The sequence below is a fragment of the Pseudomonas taiwanensis DSM 21245 genome (assembly GCF_000425785.1).
In the GTDB taxonomy this organism is placed as follows: domain Bacteria; phylum Pseudomonadota; class Gammaproteobacteria; order Pseudomonadales; family Pseudomonadaceae; genus Aquipseudomonas; species Aquipseudomonas taiwanensis.
This window is the reverse complement of record NZ_AUEC01000019.1, coordinates 1-15,448: the sequence shown is the minus strand read 5'-3', so window position 1 is coordinate 15,448 and position 15,448 is coordinate 1. Positions and strand designations below refer to the sequence as shown.

The 15,448-nt window shown below is 62.3% G+C and carries 14 protein-coding genes and 1 pseudogene; 7 read left to right on the top strand and 8 right to left on the bottom strand.

Annotation, left to right across the window (positions count from 1 at the left end):
- Nucleotides 1-176 precede the first annotated feature (176 nt).
- Nucleotides 177-2,069 carry a penicillin-binding protein 2 gene (gene mrdA / locus H620_RS0108310; protein ID WP_023380140.1) on the top strand — a complete coding sequence of 631 codons (1,893 nt, stop codon included), beginning with the start codon at nucleotides 177-179 and terminating at the stop codon, nucleotides 2,067-2,069.
- A 72-nt stretch (nucleotides 2,070-2,141) separates the two neighbouring features.
- On the opposite strand, the gene H620_RS27085 is transcribed toward mrdA, so the two are convergent.
- Both H620_RS27085 and H620_RS25635 read right to left on the bottom strand, forming a co-directional pair.
- On the bottom strand, nucleotides 2,142-2,603 hold the full coding sequence (locus H620_RS27085; RefSeq protein ID WP_162144443.1) for a hypothetical protein: 462 nt from the start codon (nucleotides 2,601-2,603) through the stop codon (nucleotides 2,142-2,144).
- Nucleotides 2,604-2,803: 200 nt separating this feature from the next.
- Nucleotides 2,804-3,727, bottom strand: a complete 924-nt coding sequence (locus H620_RS25635) for a LysR family transcriptional regulator (protein ID WP_023380138.1) — start codon at nucleotides 3,725-3,727, stop codon at nucleotides 2,804-2,806.
- 113 nt (nucleotides 3,728-3,840) lie between these two features.
- Between H620_RS25635 and H620_RS25630 the strand changes: the two genes are divergently transcribed.
- The gene (locus tag H620_RS25630) at nucleotides 3,841-4,914 is read left to right on the top strand and encodes an AbrB family transcriptional regulator (RefSeq protein ID WP_023380137.1); all 1,074 of its coding nucleotides are present in this window, start codon (nucleotides 3,841-3,843) and stop codon (nucleotides 4,912-4,914) included.
- 179 nt (nucleotides 4,915-5,093) lie between these two features.
- Here the strand turns inward: H620_RS25630 and H620_RS0108290 are convergent, their stop codons facing one another.
- Complete coding sequence (locus tag H620_RS0108290) at nucleotides 5,094-5,573, bottom strand: VOC family protein (protein ID WP_023380136.1); 480 nt, start codon at nucleotides 5,571-5,573, stop codon at nucleotides 5,094-5,096.
- Nucleotides 5,574-5,776: 203 nt separating this feature from the next.
- Between H620_RS0108290 and H620_RS0108285 the strand changes: the two genes are divergently transcribed.
- On the top strand, nucleotides 5,777-6,427 hold the full coding sequence (locus H620_RS0108285) for a TIGR04211 family SH3 domain-containing protein (RefSeq protein ID WP_027907159.1): 651 nt from the start codon (nucleotides 5,777-5,779) through the stop codon (nucleotides 6,425-6,427).
- 87 nt (nucleotides 6,428-6,514) lie between these two features.
- Here H620_RS0108285 and H620_RS25625 read toward each other — a convergent pair whose 3' ends face one another.
- Both H620_RS25625 and H620_RS0108275 read right to left on the bottom strand, forming a co-directional pair.
- Complete coding sequence (locus tag H620_RS25625) at nucleotides 6,515-7,465, bottom strand: LysR family transcriptional regulator (RefSeq protein ID WP_023380134.1); 951 nt, start codon at nucleotides 7,463-7,465, stop codon at nucleotides 6,515-6,517.
- 153 nt (nucleotides 7,466-7,618) lie between these two features.
- A complete protein-coding gene (locus H620_RS0108275) occupies nucleotides 7,619-8,500 on the bottom strand; it encodes a LysR family transcriptional regulator (protein WP_027907158.1) in 882 nt (293 codons plus the stop codon).
- Nucleotides 8,501-8,604: 104 nt separating this feature from the next.
- Between H620_RS0108275 and argC the strand changes: the two genes are divergently transcribed.
- Both argC and H620_RS0108265 read left to right on the top strand, forming a co-directional pair.
- Nucleotides 8,605-9,540, top strand: a complete 936-nt coding sequence (argC, locus tag H620_RS0108270; RefSeq protein ID WP_023380132.1) for an N-acetyl-gamma-glutamyl-phosphate reductase — start codon at nucleotides 8,605-8,607, stop codon at nucleotides 9,538-9,540.
- Nucleotides 9,541-9,625: 85 nt separating this feature from the next.
- A complete protein-coding gene (locus tag H620_RS0108265; RefSeq protein WP_023380131.1) occupies nucleotides 9,626-10,312 on the top strand; it encodes a GNAT family N-acetyltransferase in 687 nt (228 codons plus the stop codon).
- Between the two features lie 60 nt (nucleotides 10,313-10,372).
- On the opposite strand, the gene H620_RS0108260 is transcribed toward H620_RS0108265, so the two are convergent.
- Nucleotides 10,373-11,254, bottom strand: a complete 882-nt coding sequence (locus H620_RS0108260) for a LysR family transcriptional regulator (RefSeq protein WP_023380130.1) — start codon at nucleotides 11,252-11,254, stop codon at nucleotides 10,373-10,375.
- A gap of 128 nt (nucleotides 11,255-11,382) precedes the next feature.
- On the opposite strand from H620_RS0108260, the gene H620_RS0108255 reads away from it, so the two are divergent.
- Both H620_RS0108255 and H620_RS0108250 read left to right on the top strand, forming a co-directional pair.
- Nucleotides 11,383-11,742 (top strand): hypothetical protein, encoded by a 360-nt coding sequence (locus H620_RS0108255; RefSeq protein ID WP_027907157.1) that lies wholly within the window; start codon nucleotides 11,383-11,385, stop codon nucleotides 11,740-11,742.
- A 139-nt stretch (nucleotides 11,743-11,881) separates the two neighbouring features.
- On the top strand, nucleotides 11,882-12,901 hold the full coding sequence (locus tag H620_RS0108250; RefSeq protein ID WP_023380128.1) for a branched-chain amino acid aminotransferase: 1,020 nt from the start codon (nucleotides 11,882-11,884) through the stop codon (nucleotides 12,899-12,901).
- A 51-nt stretch (nucleotides 12,902-12,952) separates the two neighbouring features.
- On the opposite strand, the gene H620_RS25620 is transcribed toward H620_RS0108250, so the two are convergent.
- Nucleotides 12,953-15,136 (bottom strand): lipase family protein, encoded by a 2,184-nt coding sequence (locus tag H620_RS25620; RefSeq protein ID WP_049818742.1) that lies wholly within the window; start codon nucleotides 15,134-15,136, stop codon nucleotides 12,953-12,955.
- A gap of 3 nt (nucleotides 15,137-15,139) precedes the next feature.
- Nucleotides 15,140-15,448: pseudogene (locus tag H620_RS27260) on the bottom strand (hypothetical protein); the annotation flags it as partial.

Below are 15,448 nucleotides of genomic sequence, written 5' to 3'. Positions count from 1 at the left end.
CCCGTGCGGTGCATCCGGTACCTTGAGGCTCCCGGCGACCTTGCGTAGCATCGCCCGCCCATCGCGGGGCAGGTCGGCGCTGGCAGGGACACCGCTCGTCAGCGGCTGCGCCGAACCTGCCCAAGCCTGCCTGCCCCGCGATCTTGCGTATTGCCCGAGACCCGACAGCCGAGCCCATGCCCCAGCCCATACCCCTGAAGGACCACGAAAAGGAAAAGCACCTGGTCAACCGTCGGCTGCTGGCCTGCGCCGCCCTGGTCTGCAGCCTGGTGGCCGTGCTGGTGGGACGGCTGTATGTGCTGCAGGTGGTACAGCACGACCAGCAGACCGCTGTTTCGGAAAACAACCGTGTGCATGTGCTGCCCATCGCCCCCGAGCGCGGACTGATCTACGACCGCAATGGCGTGGTGCTGGCCGACAACAAGCCCAGCTTCGACCTGACCATGACCCGTGAACGGGCCGGCGATACGGCCAAGGTTCTCGATACCCTGGCCCAGGTCCTGAGCCTGTCCGAAGATGATCGCAAGCAGTTCGACAAGGACCTTCGTCGAGGCCGCAAGCCTTTCGAACCGGTGACCCTGATGGTGGGGTTGAGCGAGGAGCAGATCGCCCTGGTGGCGGTCAACCAATTCCGCCTGCCGGGCCTTGAGGTCGAGCCACAGTTCATCCGCGAATACCCCCTGGCCGAGCACTTCGCCCATTCGGTGGGCTATGTCGGGCGCATCAACGAAAAGGAAGCCAAGACCCTCGACAGCACTGAATACCGGGGCACCCAGTCGATCGGCAAGACGGGTATCGAGCACTTCTACGAAAGCCAGCTGCATGGCCACGTCGGGTACGAAGAGGTCGAAACCAATGCCCAGGGCCGTGTGATGCGAGTGCTCAATCACCAGGACCCGATTCCCGGCAAGGACATCGTCCTGAGCCTCGATGCGCACCTACAGTTGGCTGCGGAGAAGGCCCTGGGCGACCGACGTGGCGCCGTGGTAGTGCTGGACCCGGCCAATGGCGACGTGCTGGCGATGGTCAGCAACCCCAGCTTCGACCCTAACCTGTTCGTCAAGGGCATCAGTTTCAAGCAATACGCAGCCCTGCGCGACTCGATCGACCGCCCGCTGTTCAACCGCGTGCTGCGCGGTCTCTACGCGCCGGGCTCGACGGTCAAGCCGGAAGTCGCCATCGCCGGTCTCGACAGTGGTGTGATCACCCCCGGCAGCCGAGTGTTCGACCCCGGCTACTACGAGTTGCCCAACTACGATCACAAGTACCGCAACTGGAACCACAGCGGCGATGGCTGGGTGGACATGTACACCGCCATCATGCGTTCCAACGACACCTACTTCTACGACTTGGCACACAAACTCGGCATCGACCGGCTGCACGACTACATGAGTGAGTTCGGCCTGGGTCAGAAGGTGTCGCTGGACATGTTCGAGGAAGCGGCCGGCCTGATGCCGTCGCAGCAATGGAAACGTGCGACTCGCCGCCAGGCCTGGTTCCCCGGCGAGACATTGATTCTCGGGATTGGCCAGGGCTACATGCAGGTCACACCGCTGCAACTGGCCCAGGCCACCAGCCTGCTGGCCAGTAAAGGTGTATGGCACCGTCCGCACCTGGCCATGACCGTGGGCGGTGAAGCACCGGTGGACCCGAACCCGATGCCGAACATCGTGCTGCACGACCGCCATGCCTGGGACCAGGTGAACCAGGGCATGCAGATGGTCATGCACGACCCACGAGGTATCGCCCGCGCGGCGGCGGCTGGGGCGCAGTACCGGATTGCAGGCAAGAGCGGCACCGCGCAGGTGGTGGCGATCAAGCAAGGCGAGCGCTACAACCGTGACAAAACCCTGGAACGCCACCGCGACAACGCCCTGTTCGTCGGCTTCGCTCCGGCTGACCATCCAAGCGTGGTGGTGGCGGTAATGATCGAGAACGGCGAGGCCGGAGGCCGGGTGGCGGGGCCCGTGGTGCGCGAAGTGATGGATGCGTACCTGCTGGATGACCAGGGGCATTTGAAGCCGCAGTATGCCGGGACGCCGGTGGCCAAACAGGTCCCTCATACCTGACTACCCGGGGCAACCATCGACCTGAACGCCTGTACCGCCTTTCGAAACGGGCTGGTACAGGCCACGGGAATGTCAGGTCCGATCACCCCCACGGTCATCCCCGACGTCATGATTCACCCCATCATCCGCCCCCTGCCCCACGCCGTGGGGCCCACCCACATCATGGTTGGCTTCGTGATTCGCTTCGTGATTGGCCTCGTGGTTGGCCTCATGGCTGGCACCATCATCTGCCCCGTTGCGACCGCTCTCACCACGGCCCGAGCCGGCATTGCCGCCGTCGCCACCGTGTCCGCTGCCACTGCCGCCATGGCCACCGCCTGAGCCTCCGCCACCACCATGCCCTCCACCACCGCCACCGTGGCCGCCTCCGCCGCCTCCATGGCCTCCACCGCCTCCACCGTGGCCTCCACCTCCACCGCCGCCACCGTCTTTCGCATAAGCAGTGGATACGCCACCGAGCGAGTCCGGCAGCCACACCGCCGATGCCGACAGCAAGCCGCCGATGGCCAACGCCAACAAGCATTTTTTAAGCATTGATGAGCCTCCGCCAGGAGTTGCACCGGGCAACTCAAGAATTGCGTCCCCCCATAGGGCGACTTGCCGACCAGCACGGCCTTCCTGCGTAACGAACGAACGAGATCCATTAGGGCCTGCCGGGGAATATTGCAGAATGTTACTTATGCCTTGAGCGTAGATTCAGCGTGCCGCTTGTCATCAACCGGCCATCAGAATCCTCAAGCACCGTCGCTTCGCCGCCATTCACTACCCAGGAAGCTCACGCCCTTTTCCCTCAGCAACTCCACCATCGAGCTTGCCGCCGGTGGCAAATACCCTTGAGCGCGCACCGATACCGCAACGGTTCGCCGCATCGTGGTCTCCTCCAGCGGCACCTCGCGCAAACCCGAACGGCCCAGACCGTGCTCCAGCGTTTCCCGCGCCACGAAACTCAGCAGACGGGTGCGGGCGATCAGCCGGGGTAGAAGCGAAATCGAATTGGTCTCGATCTGTACCTGCGGGGAAGGCAATTGCTGGGCCATGAACACGTTGTCGATCCAGCGCCGAGCCGTGACCGTGGGGCCACCCAACACCCAGCGATAGCGGCACAGGTCCTTCAAGGTGATGGGGCCGGCAAACACCGGATGGTCCTCGCTGGCCACGACCACTGCTTCGTCTTCAACGATCGGGTAGGTGGTGAACTGCGGGTCGTCGGCGATCTGCGGCGAGATGATCACATCCAGCTGGCCAGAGCGCAGCGACTCCTTGAGCACATCGTCCTGAGCGATGGACAGTTTCAGCGTCAGCTCCGGCGCCCGCTCAAGCAGGACCGCCGTCAGGTTCGGCAACAGATGATCGGCCATGCTCGCGGCGCAGCCAAGGCGAATGTTGCCCACCAGCCCGCTGGCGAAATCGCGCACTTCACGCTCGGTTTGCGCGATGTTCATCTGCAATTGCTTGCCACGGGCCAACAGCAGCTTGCCGACTTCGGTCAGTTTGATCCGCCGCCCATCCCGCTGGAACAGGCGCGTGCCCAACGACTCTTCAAGACGCTGGATGCTCTTGCTCAGCGCGGGCTGGCTGCGATTGAGCTGTTCGGCAGCCCGGCCCAGATGCCCGAGTTCGGCGATGGTTTCGAAATACGTCAGGTCGCGAAGGTCCATGATTCATGAATTTCAGTTATGGATTCATCAAAAGTAGAAAATAGACTTGATCGGTTGCCCCGTCGATACTTTTCCCCGCACACCGCGTTATCGCTGCACAAGGAGTCTCGACCTTGCAGACCTCTGCCTCCGGCAACCCCAAGACCTTCGTCAAATGGTTCGCGCTACTGATAGGCGCCGGTGCCTTCGGCCAGTTGTTGCATACCCTGTCCGTACCGGCAGGCTTGTTCCTCGGCCCCATGCTGGTGGCCATCGTGTTCGGTATAGGCGGTGCGCGCCTGTCTCTACATCGTCAGGCGTTTCGTTTCGGCCAAGGTTGCGTCGGCCTGCTGGTGGCGCACGCGGTGAGCTGGTCGGTATTGATCTCGATGGCGCAGTCCTGGCACCTGATGCTGGTCGCCACCTTCATCACCGTGGCCCTGAGCGCCTTGGTGGGCCTGGGCACGGTGCGCTTTGGCGGCATTCCCGGCAGTACCGCTGCCTGGGGCACCGCTCCTGGCGCTGCGTCGGCGATGGTGTCGATGGCTGAGGAAAACGGCGCAGATGGCCGCGTAGTGGCCACCATGCAGTATGTGCGCGTGGTGTGCGTGGTGATGATCGGCTCGCTGGTCAGCCACCTGCTGGGCGCCACGCCGGGGCCTGGCGCGGCGGCGAACGCCCCTGCGATCAGCGAGGCACCGCATCTGCTCAATAGCCTGCTCAGTGTTGGCGTGGTGGTGGTCGGCATTGCCGCCGGCAACCGAATGCCCGCGGGGGCTCTGCTGATGCCATTATTGCTCGGTAGTGCGCTGCAGCTGAGCGGGTTGCTGACGATCACCCTGCCCGAACCCTTGCTGGCCGTGGCGTATGGCGCCATTGGCTGCTACATCGGCCTGCGCTTCGACCGGCAGACCGTGCGCTACGTGTGGACACACCTGCCGACCATGATAGCTGGAGCCTTGGTGCTGATCGTGCTGTGCGCTGCCTGCGCCTGGCTGATGGCCAAGGCGATGGGCAGCGACTTCCTGTCGATGTACCTGGCCACCAGCCCCGGTGGGCTGGATGCCATGGCGATCATCGCGGTTGAGACCCATGCCGATGTCGGCCTGGTGCTGGCCATGCAGACCTTGCGTTTGTTCGGAGTGATTCTCACCGGCGCCTACTGCGCGCGGCAGATCATACGGCTTACCCAGGCGCCCCGTCCTTAGGGTCTGTATGAAACGTCTTGAGACGAAGGTCAGGCAAGGCGAAAACAGCCGAGGAAGCGGAGTTTACGGCTTGTAAATGAGCATTCCGAGGCTGTTTTCAACGCAGCGTCACCGAGTATCAAAGCTTTACGTACAGAGCCTAGAGCCCACCCGCCGCCAAGGCCTGCCAGTCTTGCCGGTCAGCCTTTCAATGCCGCCTCGATGGCAGCCACATCGATCTTGCCCATGGTCATCATCGCCTCGAACGCTCGCTTGGCCGCTGCGGGATCAGGGTGACTGAAGGACTCGAGCAACACTCTGGGCGTGATCTGCCATGACACCCCCCACTTATCCTTGCACCAACCACACACGCTTTCCAGGCCGCCGTTGCCCACGATGGCGTTCCAGAAACGGTCGGTTTCGGCTTGGTCTTCGGTACAGACCTGGAACGAAAACGCCTCGGTCTGCTTGAACGCCGTGCCCCCATTGATGCCTACGCAGGGTAAGCCCATGACGATGAATTCCACAGTGATCACGTCGCCGACCTTGCCCGAGGGGAAGTCAGCCGGCGCCTTGTGCACGGCGACTACCCGACTATCGGGGAAAACACTGGCATAGAAGTTCGCCGCTGCTTGCGCATCCTTGTCGAACCAGAGGCAGAGGGTGTTCTTGGCAGTCATGGCCATGCTCCAGGAGCGTTGAAGGAACCATCAGTCTAGCGCCTTGGCTCGCGTGCATCCCTGCAACATTCTGCAGACATTTCCGACATTAGGCAGTGAACCTGCCTACAAAAATGCGGTCATTCCCTGACGGTCAAACCAGCGACCGGTTCACCGGCCTATTCACCGGGCCATTTTCTGTCCAGTTCCAGCGAAGACCCAACATGCCTGATTCCCGCCCCTCTGCCCCTGTCCTCCCTGCCCTGCGCGGCAGCCTGATCGCCGCGCTGGTGGCCCTCGTCGTTCCGGTGCATGCTGAAGAACCCGCCAGCGATGCGCGCTGGGTCAGTGACAGCCTGACCACCTACGTGCGCAGTGGCCCTACCGATGGCCACCGCATCGTCGGCAACCTCAAGTCCGGACAAAAGGTCACGCTCATTGGCAGCCAGGGTAACTACAGTCAGGTACGCGGGCAGAATGGCGACTTGGTGTGGATCCTCAGCACCGACTTGCAGTCGGTGCCAGGCCAGAGCGAACGCCTGCCGCAACTCGATGCCCAGGTGGCGGAGTTGTCCGGTCAGCTGAAAACCATCGACGACAGCTGGAAGAACCGCGTGCAGGGTATGCAGGAAACCCTCGACTCACGCAAGAAACTGATCGATGAGCTGGAGGCGCGCAACAAGGCGCTCAGTGAACAGCTCGACCAGAGCCAGTCCAGCTTGCGCGACACCCAGGCGCGCCTGGGCGACGAGAACAAGCAGGTGATGATGCGCTACATGGTTTATGGCGGTAGCATCGCTGGCGCAGGTTTGCTGGCCGGGCTGATCCTGCCGTCGCTGACCCGAGGCCGCAAGAAGAACGACCGCTGGTTCTAGGGGCTGTGGGAAAAGGCTTGGGACGAAGGTCAGGCAAGGCTGTTTTCAACGCAGCATCACCGAGTATCAAGGCTTTTCGTACACAGCCTAAGGGCGTGTGGGCAGCCCTGCCACAGTGCGGGCCTGCCCCAGGCTTGCACCGCTGAACAGAAAGTCGATCAGCACCCGCACCCGCAAGGGCATGTGCCGCGCCTGCGGGTAGATCAACATGAACGGCCGTGAAGTGCCGCCAAAATCACGCAACACTTCCACCAGCTCGCCACGCTCCAGAGCATCCTGTACCGTGAAGCGATAGGCCTGCATCAAGCCCGCGCCATGGCGTACCAGCGTGGCGGTGGCCAGGAAGTCGCCCTGGCAGGTGAACGATCCGTGGGTCTCCAGCTCCAGCTGCCGACCGTCCTGGCGAAAGCTCCAGGGCGGACGGCGGCCGCTGCTGGGGAGCTCGAACTGGATGCATTCATGCCGCAGCAGGTCTTCGGGCACCTGTGGCACGCCGGCCCGTGCCAAGTAGCCGGGCGTTGCCACCACCACCAGCTCGGCATCTTCCAGCCGCCTTGCCACCAGCCGCGAATCCGCGGGCTCACGACCGCGAATGGCGAGATCGAACGGCTCGTCGGCGAAATCGACATTGCGATTGCTGACGTGCACATCGATTTGCACCTGCGGGTACAGCTCACGAAAGCGCGGCAGCAGCGGCAGCAGACGGTGATGGGCATAGGGTGTCGGGGCGCTGATGCGCAGCCGGCCACTGGGCTCGAGCTGCCCACCGGCGACCTGGCGCTCGGCCTCGACCAGCTGCCCCAGTGCCTGGCGGCATTGCTGGTAATACGCCAGGCCGGCCTCAGACAGGCGCATATGGCGGGTGGTACGCACGAACAACCGCACCCCCAGACGCTCCTCCAGGCGGGCCACGCTGCGACTCACCGCTGCTGGGGTAACGCCGGCCTCGTTAGCGGCCGCCGTGAAACTACCGGTGTCGGCGGCAAGGCAGAACAGCTCCAGGCTACCCAGTTGCAGGTCATCGAAATGGCGGGTCATGGCGACTCTATTGATTACATGAAGTATCGATTGAAATGGCCTGCGGACCTTTTTTCAAGTCCGCAATGGCGCCTTCAGTCGCCCGGTCACCGAAACCCAGCCGCCAGCGGAGTGAGTATCGGGCCTCTTCAAGCACATCGGCAATGAGCCAGTCTACTGCCGCAACCGCTCCAACGCCTCCAGCACATACCCCGTGGCCCGGTCGTGCTCCCCTTCCCGGCAGGCAATACCCAACTGCCGCCACAACCCCGGTCGCAACGGGCGCCGGGCAACCCTGGGGTCGAACTCTGCCGCTGCGCCCTCCTGAGGCAGCAATGTCGCGCCATACCCCGCGCCCACCAGGCTCTTGATCGCATCGTTGTAGTTCAGTTCGATGCGCGGTACCGGGTACAACCCGGCCGCCGCGAACCACTCGGCGGTCACCCGTGACAGCTGGGTGCTGTTGTCATTGAGGATCAATGCGCGCTGCCCCAGCCAGGCTGGTGTCACCTTGGCCGGAGGCTGCCAGTCACTGGGCACGAAGGCCATGATCGGGTCACGCCGCCAGGGTGTGACCCTCAGCCCTTTGCCCGCCACCTGCGGCAATGCCACCAGGCCAATATCCAGCGTGCCGTCACGCAGCCGTGTCAGCGAAGCCTGGGAGGTCAGCACCTGTACCTGCATATCGACCCCTGGATGCGTCTGGCGCAGGTGCTCCAATGCCTGGGGCAGCAGGTGGGCGATGGCGCCGGTCGAGGCTCCCAGTCGCACGCGCCCCGTCAGGCCCTCGACCTGCCGGCGCACCTCGTCCAGCGCCAGGTCGGCATCGGCCAGCAGGCGGCGGGCACGCACCAGCAGGGTTTCGCCGAGGGCGGTAGGCCGAACCTGGCTGCGGTTGCGCAGCAGCAGCGCAGCCCCGACCCGTGCCTCCAGTTCCGCTACATGGAGACTGATGGTCGCAGGCGCCAGGTTGAGCTGTCGGGCCGCTTCGGCGAACGACCCCATATCGGCGATCACCACCAAGGTACGAAGGCGATCCAGGCTGATTTCTCGCATGGTGTTAATTCAGAATTTATGAATACAAGCATCATGATATTCAAATTTTCTTTAGTCCAGCGACGCGCGAGCATAGGCCATCCCTCCGCCACCGGAACTCGACCATGCACACGCCACTTGTCTTCATCGACGGCGACCAAGGCACCACTGGCCTGCACATTCACGCCCGCTTGCAAGGCCGCGACGACCTGCGCCTGATTACCCTCCCCGAGGCTGACCGAAAGCACCCACAACGCCGCGCAGAGGCCATCAACAATGCCGACATCGCCCTGCTCTGCCTGCCCGACGACGCCGCCCGCGAAGCCGTTGCAGCGCTGCGCAACCCGGCCGTACGCGTGATCGACGCCAGCTCCGCCCACCGCACAACCCCCGGCTGGGTCTATGGTTTGCCAGAGCTGGATGAGCAGCAGGCCGAGCGCATCGCCCAAGCCAAACGCGTCAGTAACCCTGGCTGCTACCCCACCGGCGCCATCGCCCTGTTGCGCCCGCTGATCAAGGCCGGGCTACTACCAGCCGACTACCCCCTGAGCATTCATGCCATTTCCGGGTACTCCGGCGGTGGCCGATCAGCGGTCGAGCGCTACGAACAGGCGTCAGCAGACAGCCCCCCTGCCCTGCAACTCTATGGACTGGAACTGGCGCACAAACACGTGCCGGAGATCCAGCAACATGCCGGGCTGTCGCAACGGCCGATGTTCCTGCCAGGTTATGGCGCCTATCGCCAGGGCATCGTGCTGAGCATTGCCGTGCAGTTGCGCCTGCTGCCAGGCAACGTCCGCGCCGAACAGCTGCAGGCCTGCCTGGAGCAGCATTACCAGGGCGCGCGCCATGTCCAGGTGATGCCACTGCACCAGCACGGGCCAGCGGCAGCGCTCGACCCTGAAGCCCTGAACGACAGCAACGACCTGCGACTGGCGCTGTATGCCAACCCCGCGCATGGCCAGGTGCTGCTGACGGCGGTGTTCGACAACCTGGGCAAAGGTGCATCGGGCGCGGCCGTGCAGAACCTGGACCTGATGCTGGCGGCGCTGCGGGCCTGAGCCTGCTCGGCAAAAACGGGTAGACTGTGGGTCCTGCGCCAGCGTGGCGCAGCCTAAGCCCTTGCCAGCCGGAGCCCGTCCACCGATGTTCATCCTGAGCCGCCTCGACAGCGTGCCGCCCGAGTCCTTCCAGAACCAGATTCGCCAACTGGTGATCGAAAACGTCGGCGACCTGAGCAGCGTCGCCATCCGCGTCGAGAATCCGCTGTACCCGTTGTATCAGTACGGCGTTGGCATGGAGGTACACCAGTATCTCCAGGCCCTGGACGGCACGCGTGGGCTGCGGGTGACACTGACCCTCGCCCTGGACGCCGATGCACCGGACCAACTGCTCGGGTTCGCCCTGGCGTTACCGGCCCAGGACAACGACCAGGCCTGCGCGCTGACCTTTCTTGCGGTACGGCCAAGCCACCGCCGCCAGGGCATCGCCCGTGCCCTGCTGACGGACCTCAAGACGCGCTACGCCTGCGTCGAGCTCAACGCCTTCGCCGGCCAGGTACCGTGGTTCGAAAGCATGGGAATGCAAGTGGTGGCCGCCAATGGGCCGCAGGTATTGATGAGCAGCACCGGTCACGCCAGCGGCGCGCTGATTGGCCGACTGGATATCGCGCCGATCTACCAGACCACGGAAGTGCACCAGATCCATACCTACCTGCTCAACCAGCAAGGCGAGGACGCCATGATCGACGCTGAACAGCAGCGTGATGAATGGCTGGATGAACTGACGGTGCAAGCTGCGGGGTGTGTCAGGCAGCGCAAGACCGTGCATTGATCGCGCGAGCGCGGATCGCGGCAGCCGCGCAACGTCCGCCGCACGGCAAGGGGGGGGCTGTCAGATCCCGTCCACAGCCAGCATTTGCTTGAGCACATCCGCCAGCGCCTTGACCATCACATCTGCTGTCGGGCGATGCAGGATCACGATTTCATAACTGTCCACCTCCGGCAGCCCTTGCGCCAGCCCGAGGGTGCGATGCTCACCGGTCGCGGCCCGTGGTGGCAGCAGGCTGATGCCCATCCCATCGGCCACCGCGGCCTGGATCCCGCTCAGGCTCGAACTCGTGAAGCTGATGCGCCAGCGCCGCCCCATGCCCTCGATGGCGCTGATCATGTCATCGCGATACAGCCCGCGCGGAGGAAACGTGACCAAGGGTACCGGGTCGAGCTCGAACGATGGCAGGCGCACGCTGTCGATCCACTGCAACCGCTCCGGCCAGCACGCCACCCCTTCGCGGCTGTTGCGCCGCTGCTTGAGCAACACCAAGTCCAGTTCACCGTTGTCATAGGACTGGCTGAGGTCGCGACACAGCCCACTGGTGACCTCCAGCTTGACCTGCGGGTGCTGGCGACTGAACGCCGACAACGCATGGGTGGTGCGTCCGCCGACGAAGTCCTCCGGCACGCCAAGGCGTACGGTCACGCCGACCATGGCACCGGCCAAGGCTTCGAGCATCTGGTCGTTCAACGCCAGCATGTGGCGGGCATAACCGAGCAGGGTCTGACCGGCATCGGTGGGCAGCACGTCGCGATTGCCACGCACCAGCAGGCGGTGGCCAACCATTTCTTCCAGGCGGCGAACCTTCTGGCTGATGGTCGACTGTGTCGAGTGCAAGCGTGCCGCGGCCGTGGTGAAGCTGCCGCAGTCGGCCACCACGACAATGGCTCGGAGCAAGTCGAGGTCGAAGAGGGCTCTATTCGATTTAGCGCTGATGGACATCTGGGTATTCAACTTCTGAATGGCACCCCTGCGTTCTATCACGCCTGCCCCGCCCGTGCAAAAACCAACCTCGACATTAACTGCGCTAAAGTGACGGTTTTTTCCACACACTGCCGCCAGGAGGCCTGGTGAAAGCCCTGAACAAACGTGAACTGGCGCGTATGGAGCGCGAACTGATCGCCTGCCTGACCGAAGCCTGTGAAACCGCCAAGGCCGAAATTGTCGGTTTCGCCTGGCTCACCCATCGCCTGGATCCCGATGCATTCCCCGGCAGCCTGCGTATTACCTGGGTATTCGACCGCGAAGCGGACAAGGACGCAGCCCTGGGCAGCCCTCAGAAGGCGCGTATGCTGGCACTGACAGCCCAGGCGCTCGACGAAGCCAGCATTCGTCTGGACCATGTGGCCTGGCACGTGCGTTTCGACAGCGAAGAGGCCTGCGCCCGCCGCCATGGTGGTGACTGGAACCGACGCCTGCAGGAGCGCTGACAGGCAGGCCGATTGACGTGAGCGGCAGCCAATTCGTGACTGGCCGTTCCCGATCCGCGACGGATGTATTATCGTGGCGAGGTGCGCATATCACAGCAGCCCGAGTAGATCGGGCATCTGCAAGACAATCGAGGGTGTCATGAGTAACGAGAGCATTAACTGGGACAAGCTGGGTTTCGACTACATCAAGACCGACAAGCGCTACCTGTCCGTGTGGCGCAACGGCGAGTGGGACAAAGGCACCCTGACCGAAGACAATGTGCTGCACATCAGTGAAGGCTCCACCGCCCTGCACTATGGCCAGCAGTGCTTCGAAGGCCTGAAGGCCTATCGTTGCAAGGACGGCTCGATCAACCTGTTCCGCCCCGACCAGAACGCCGCACGCATGCAGCGCAGCTGCGCACGCCTGCTGATGCCGCAAGTGCCGACCGATGTATTCATCGAGGCCTGCAAGCAAGTGGTCAAGGCCAACGAGAAGTTCGTTCCGCCGCACGGCAAAGGTGCCCTGTACCTGCGTCCGTTCGTGATCGGTACCGGTGACAACATCGGCGTGCGCACCGCCCCCGAGTTCATCTTCTCGATCTTCGCCATCCCGGTAGGCTCGTACTTCAAGGGCGGCATGAAGCCGCACAACTTCCAGATTTCCAGCTTCGACCGCGCAGCCCCGCAAGGCACCGGTGCGGCCAAGGTCGGCGGCAACTACGCAGCCAGCCTGCTGCCGGGCGCCGAAGCCAAGAAGGCGCACTTCGCCGACGCCATCTACCTGGACCCACTGACCCACTCGAAGATCGAGGAAGTCGGTTCGGCCAACTTCTTTGGCATCACCGCCGACAACGAATTCGTCACCCCGAAATCGGCCTCGGTACTGCCGGGTATCACCCGCCTGTCGCTGATGGAACTGGCGCAATCGCGCCTGGGCCTGACCGTGGTCGAAGGCGATGTCGAGATCAACAATCTCGGCCGCTTCGTCGAAGCCGGTGCCTGCGGTACCGCTGCCGTGATCACCCCGATCGGTGGTATCGAATACAACGGCAAGCTGCATGTATTCCATGACCTGGAAAAAGTCGGCCCCGTTACCCAGAAGCTCTACAACGAGCTGACCGGCATCCAGAGCGGTGACGTCGAAGCGCCAGCGGGCTGGATCGTCAAGGTCGCCTGATAGCCCACGCGCCAGTCAAAAGGGGCATGCCTTTGTGGGTGTGCCCCTTTTTCATATGAGGTTCAGCGGGTCATTCGGGTCGTCCACGGCATCCAGGTAGGCGAGGATGTCGTTGTAGGTCATGGCTGGCGTCACGGGCTCGACGGGCGCCAACTCAGCGGGTGCCTGGGCAAGCGGTTCGGTTCGGGCGTTCTGCGCATGGGCATGCCAACGCGCCAATGCGGCCATGAGATGAGGTGTGCCAGCATGCTCGCCATAGATATCGGCTGCACTGATAGGAGCATGGTTCAAGGTCGCCAGGCGCTCGCGAGTGACACTGATACGGCTCAACTCCTGCTCCACCTGCTTTTGGCTTGGCTCATGGGTGCGCGCGTAATGGTCACCGCCAGCCAGACGTGCTCGGCGCCTGACCAACTGTTCGCTGATAGACTTCAAGGCCTCTTCGACCAGCTGTATTTCTCGTCGGGTGACCGCAGGTGCCCGATCGGCCAGTGCTTGCTGGTGGCGGCGCAACACTGCCCAGCAGGCCGGTAGGTAACCGGCCGTCATGGCGTGATCCGCAACACTGATCGAGCGAAGCTCCGGCAAACCATCGACCTTGCGCAGGTAGCGACTGCACAGGGCCTGATCGGTGATGGTATCGCAGCCCGGGCTCCACAGAATGGCCGACGATGTGTGCGGCGTCAGCGCGATCGGCATGAAATGGCGCAGGCTGCCGTGATGTTCGTAATGTTCGCCCTCCTGGTTGACCAGGCCTGTGCGCAGGATTTTCATGCCAAGCAAGGCATCGATCTGCATCACCAAGGCGCCTTGGGCCATGACGTCGTAGCGCGGGTTCATCCAGGGGAGCGGGGCGTTGGGGATGACGTCGTCATGGTTGACGATGCGGTGGTGGATGAGGTCGGCAGCGTTGCGGGTGAAGGTGACGTCACCGGCGCGGGGGGCGCCGTAGGTGTAGAGTTGGATGGCAAACTCTTTGGAAGTGCGGCGCAGCATTTCGGCCAGGATCAAGGCAACTGCTCCGCCAAGACTGTGGCCGCAGATGATGAGATTCTTTGAATAGTCGAACTGATCAAGGTACGACATCGCGAAATCAAAGGCCTTGAGTGCTGACTCATAAAAACCACGATGGACGCGACCTTCTCCTTGCTCGAAGGGCACTTGGAGTGCATCAACATCCCGAAGAAAGTCCGCTGCTTCGTTTGTTCCGCGTACTGCAATCAGAGCATATTCAGATGTGTGAGTGATGAAGGCCTGGGTGTCCGTTGCATCGCTGAGACCTCTGTCATCCAAAAAATGCAAGCGCGCCGGATTTTGTTGGTCGTTTCCCAGGCTTGGGTCGTTCACTGGATACAGAGCGGGGTCAAACGGCACGATTTCCAGACGTCTGGAATAGGCCACCTCTTCGAGTATTGGGTACATGGGTTCCGATTGCTCTGGGTCGACACGCCAGATTTCATTGAACGTGTTCAACGCACTCCCGAACCAGTTACCACTGGTGGGTATGAACGGAAAGCTGACCGTAGAAGCCAGCACGGGGTGCTCGTCCGGGTCCTGTCCAAATGGGTTGTAGCTGAGCGTCGCCATCAACGCCAACTGATACAAGTTCAGCGCACAGAACTCGGCGTTCGCCGATAGCAGCGGTCGCAATGCCCGGAGCGGACGCACTTCAAGCACCGTGCAAGCATCCGGCATAAGGCAAATACCGCTATTTCCATGCTCCCCCATGATGGCATTCAAGGAGGTTCGAGGTGGAAAACCACGGTCAACGAGCGGTGGTAAATGGCAGGCATAACGAACCAGCTCACTGGTTTCTACCTGATAGTAATGGTCCGCCGCTGCTTGCGCAGGATTACTTGAAGTTCTGGATCCATCGGCATTTGCGTACTGCGTTTTCTCTGCGCGCACTTGGAGATCAGTAATTTTCAAGGGATAGGATTTACGTCGCTGAAGGTCGCTATAAAGCTCTTCCGAGCCGACATATTCGCTCTCGAACCGCAACGATATAGCACCGTGATGATTCGTCACCCTGCCGCATCCTTTGACATCTAGCGCACCACTGTACGTAACCCCTTCACTGTCTACCGCTTCATAATACAAGCCCGCATAAGGCTCACCCGCCCCCTGTTCATCCACCAATTGAAATGTTGTTTCACGACCGCGATGCGGACATGTTAGCGCTTGATCATTCAGCGAAGCTGAAATCCTCTCAGCACCATCAGTCTTCAGCTCCATCTATCATTCCTCACAACCTGGGTAAATTGTGCAACGTCTACCATCCGGCATCGTAAATTCGCTGAAATCGGTGTAATTTCCATGGCAGTACCCTTGAAGGTCATCAGGCCCATCCCCTGCACATCGTTTCCAACCATTTGGAAACTTCACCCATGTATCCCCCCAAGACGGACGCTCTTCACCGCCCACTCGAATATTCATCCGCACCGTTTTCCCAGGTAGCTGATCGAGCGTATACGCCGCAAAGGGATGGCCCAAACCACGCTCTCCGCGCTCATTGTCTTTTCTGCATGCCAGCAATTTGCGTATCAC

What these genes read in the sequence shown, in the direction of transcription:
- H620_RS0108275 (WP_027907158.1), bottom strand. Translation starts at nt 8,500, where the DNA reads ATGCGAGAAATCAGCCTGGATCGCCTTCGTACCTTGGTGGTGATCGCC.
- H620_RS0108285 (WP_027907159.1), top strand. Translation starts at nt 5,777, where the DNA reads ATGCCTGATTCCCGCCCCTCTGCCCCTGTCCTCCCTGCCCTGCGCGGC.
- H620_RS25625 (WP_023380134.1), bottom strand. Translation starts at nt 7,465, where the DNA reads ATGACCCGCCATTTCGATGACCTGCAACTGGGTAGCCTGGAGCTGTTC.
- H620_RS0108290 (WP_023380136.1), bottom strand. Translation starts at nt 5,573, where the DNA reads ATGACTGCCAAGAACACCCTCTGCCTCTGGTTCGACAAGGATGCGCAA.
- H620_RS27085 (WP_162144443.1), bottom strand. Translation starts at nt 2,603, where the DNA reads ATGCTTAAAAAATGCTTGTTGGCGTTGGCCATCGGCGGCTTGCTGTCG.
- H620_RS0108260 (WP_023380130.1), bottom strand. Translation starts at nt 11,254, where the DNA reads ATGTCCATCAGCGCTAAATCGAATAGAGCCCTCTTCGACCTCGACTTG.
- mrdA (WP_023380140.1), top strand. Translation starts at nt 177, where the DNA reads ATGCCCCAGCCCATACCCCTGAAGGACCACGAAAAGGAAAAGCACCTG.
- argC (WP_023380132.1), top strand. Translation starts at nt 8,605, where the DNA reads ATGCACACGCCACTTGTCTTCATCGACGGCGACCAAGGCACCACTGGC.
- H620_RS0108250 (WP_023380128.1), top strand. Translation starts at nt 11,882, where the DNA reads ATGAGTAACGAGAGCATTAACTGGGACAAGCTGGGTTTCGACTACATC.
- H620_RS0108265 (WP_023380131.1), top strand. Translation starts at nt 9,626, where the DNA reads ATGTTCATCCTGAGCCGCCTCGACAGCGTGCCGCCCGAGTCCTTCCAG.
- H620_RS25635 (WP_023380138.1), bottom strand. Translation starts at nt 3,727, where the DNA reads ATGGACCTTCGCGACCTGACGTATTTCGAAACCATCGCCGAACTCGGG.
- H620_RS25620 (WP_049818742.1), bottom strand. Translation starts at nt 15,136, where the DNA reads ATGGAGCTGAAGACTGATGGTGCTGAGAGGATTTCAGCTTCGCTGAAT.